The organism is Streptococcus mitis, from assembly GCF_023110375.1.
GTDB classification, from domain to species: Bacteria; Bacillota; Bacilli; order Lactobacillales; family Streptococcaceae; genus Streptococcus; species Streptococcus mitis_CI.
On the sequence record NZ_JALDVV010000022.1, the window covers coordinates 1 to 3,351 of the forward strand.

At 41.3% G+C, this 3,351-nt stretch carries 2 protein-coding genes; both read left to right on the top strand.

All coding sequences use genetic code 11. The features are described 5' to 3' along the window. A partial coding sequence (locus M1G12_RS09660) for an isopeptide-forming domain-containing fimbrial protein (protein ID WP_345773315.1) occupies positions 1 to 2,301 on the top strand: 2,301 nt, incomplete at its 5' end. 76 nt (positions 2,302 to 2,377) lie between these two features. Further along, the coding region (locus tag M1G12_RS09670) for a G5 domain-containing protein (protein WP_247949830.1) at positions 2,378 to 3,351 on the top strand (974 nt) is incomplete at its 3' end.

Sequence of the window (3,351 nt, forward strand, 5' to 3'; positions counted from 1 at the left end):
CCAGAAGAGCCAGAAATCAAGAAAGATGTGAACGGCAAAGAAGCTGAAACTCTTGACAAACGCGACCAAGTCTTCACATACAACGTGAAGACAAGTGTACCAGCAGATGCGACTGCCTTTGCAGTAACAGATACTTTGGTAGACGTTCTTGAATTCGCAGGCACATCAAGTGCTAAATTGAACGGTGTAGCGCTTGACGCTAGCCAAATCAAGGTAGAAGGTCAAACCATTACCTTGACCCTTACAGAAGCACAAGTCAAAGCAAGTGCTGGTCAAGCAGTTGAATTAACATTCGACGCTAAGATCAAAGCAGGCGCTAACTTGTCAGATTACATTACAGAAGATAAGTCAGTGAAAGTACCGAATACGGCTTCATACAAGGCGGATCTTCCAAACAAACCAGGTGTTCACAAAGATTCTAATGAAGTTCCAGTTGTAGTTCCAAAAGAACCAGAACCAGAAATTTCTAAGAAGATCAACCGTACTTTGGACCACTTGGATGTAGACTACGAAGCACCTTACATGTACAATGTTAATACTGCTTTACCAAAAGATATTGATAAGTACAAAGAGTTTACAGTAACAGATACTCTTGAATCTGTGTTGGCAATCACAGATACACCAGTAGCTTATGTAGATGGTCTTGATGCAACTGGAGTTCTTGAAACTAAAGTTGAAGGAAATACAGTAACTGTAACAGTGAAAGATTTCGCTCGACTTAAAGGATTCAAAGAAATCCAATTGTACATCCCAGCTAAGCTTAAAGCTAACAGCGACTTGAGCGCTTACGCTAACCAATTGGTACCTAACAAAGCAACTGTAAACTTCAAGGATGCTAACGGTCAATCTGGTAGCAAGGAAACAAAACCAGTAACAGTTAAACCTCGTGAACCAGAAAAACCAACTGATCCAAAACCAAATGAACCAGTTAAGACTGTTGGACCAGAAGATGGATCTAAACCTGGTAAAGAGTACCACTTGCCAAACGCAACTGATACATTCCGCTTCGACATTTCAACGCTCGTTCCTGCAGATCCAACGGATGAAAATGGAAACGCCTTGAAAGATGAGTACGGCCGCATCAAGAAGACTGAATTGACTAACTTCACTATCAGTGATGAAATCGACCAAGTCCTCAAAGTGAACCGTGACCGTATTGCTCTTAAAGTTGAAAACGCACAGTTTGACAAACTTCAAGCAGCTCTTCAAGCTCAACTTGACCAAGTTGAAGCTGAGCTTAAAGCTTTGATGGCTAAGTCTGAAGACAAGTCAGCTGATGAGAAAGTGAAAGTGGCTGAAGCTAAAGTTGCTGACTTGAAAGCTAAGGTAGAAGCAGCCAAAGCAGCAGTAACAACTGAGGCTCCTGCAACAACTGAAGCACCAGCAACGACTGAAGCTCCTGTAACATCAGAAGGTGCAACAACTGAAGCACCAGCAACAACTGAAGCACCTGCTACAACAGAAGCAGCACCAAGCAAACCAAGTCCAGAACTTGCTAACTTGGAAGCTGAACTCAAAGCAGCTGAAGCAGAACTTGCAAGCCTTCAAGCAGCAGCTAAGAAAGAAGCTGAATTGTCACCAGCTGATAAGAAACAAGAACAAGAGAAACTTGAAAACGAAATCAAGAAACTGAAAGAAGCTCAAGCTAAGCTTAAATCAGCAATTGAAAAAGTTTCTAAAGTTTCAAATGACCGTGGTGAATTGGTAGGTAAAGATTTGGAAGCAATTGCCAAAGTTACTTACGATGAAACTACAAACCTTGTGACTGTTGAAATCAGCGACAAGGACGTTCTTGAAGCCTTGAAGGGAAGTAAAGTAAGTCTCGTTCTTTACACTAACTTCAAAGAAGGAACTGACTTCTCTAAATATGCTACTAAAGGTGTACCAAATACAGCAACAGTAAGCTTTAACAATAAACCAAAAACTACCAACAAGGTTGTGGTGACCCCACCTGTTCCGGTAACACCACCTGTTCCGGTAACGCCACCTGTTCCGGTAACACCACCTGTTCCGGTAACGCCACCTGTTCCGGTAACACCACCTGTTCCGGTAACACCACCTGTTCCGGTAACACCACCTGTTCCGGTAACACCACCTGTTCCGGTAACACCACCTGTTCCAGTAACGCCACCAGCCCCAAATATCCCACCAGCAGAGGAGGATATTCCGAAAAAACCAACAGAACCAGGTAAAACATTACCAAATACAGGTTCTGAAGTTTCTACAGTTCTTGAAGTATTTGCAGCTCTTGCTGCAGGACTTGCAGGGCTTCTAGTTTGGAAGCGTAAAGCTGAACGTTAGTATCATATAGTAAGAGGAGAGTAGAAAATTTTACTCTTCTCCTTACTGTATATTGAAAGTGTTAAGGGAAAAAATAATGAGTAGAAAAAAATTATTAAAGTTAGGGATTTCAATACTTGCTTTAAACGCTCTTGGAGTAGCGACTTATCATGTAGCTCCTGATCTATATGAAATTAAGACTGTACATGCAGAAGAACCAGGAGAAGATGAAGAAATCCCTGATGCTGCGGAAAGAAGTATCGCTTTTAAGTTCAGGGATAAAATGAACGACCTTGAAGAGGATTTTAATGATCTCAAAAAGAATCCTTCAGATGAAGAAACTCGTGAACTTGTACAAGATGAGTTAGATGATGTTGTAAAATATTATGGTATTGCCAAAAAAGCAATGAAGAGCGAAGTTGGAAAAAAATTCTTTGCACCTCTTGAAGAACGCTATCATACTTTGAAAGCTAAAGTAGAAGCAGCTTTGAATGGCAAAACTGAAGAACCAACAACACCAAAAGTTGAACATCAAGAAATCACTACGACAGAAGAGATTCCTTATGCATCTCGTACCGAAACCAATGCCGATCTTGCAGAAGGTACTCGTAATGTGAAACAAGCGGGTGTTAAAGGCATTAAGATCATTACTTGGGATATCACACTGACAGATGGTAAAGAAACAGCTCGTACTAAGAAAAGCGAGAAAGTTACCAAAGAACCAGTAGAAGAAATCATCGAAGTTGGAACTAAGAAAGTAGTAGTCCCAGTTGTAACGACTAAGGAAGAGACCAAGACAGAAGAAGTTGCTTTCCAAACTAAGGAAGTCACAAATTCTGATCTTCCAGAAGGAAGTCGTCAAGTGAAGACAGCTGGTAAGAAGGGTGTTCGCACGATTGTTGAAACTGTCACTTACACAGACGGAGTAGAAACAGGTCGTGTTGAGAAATCCAACACAATCACTACTCCAGCAGTAGACGAAGTTATCGAAGTTGGAACTAAGAAAGTAGTAGTCCCAGTTGTAACGACTAAGGAAGAGACCAAGACAGAAGAAGTTGCTTTCCAAACTAA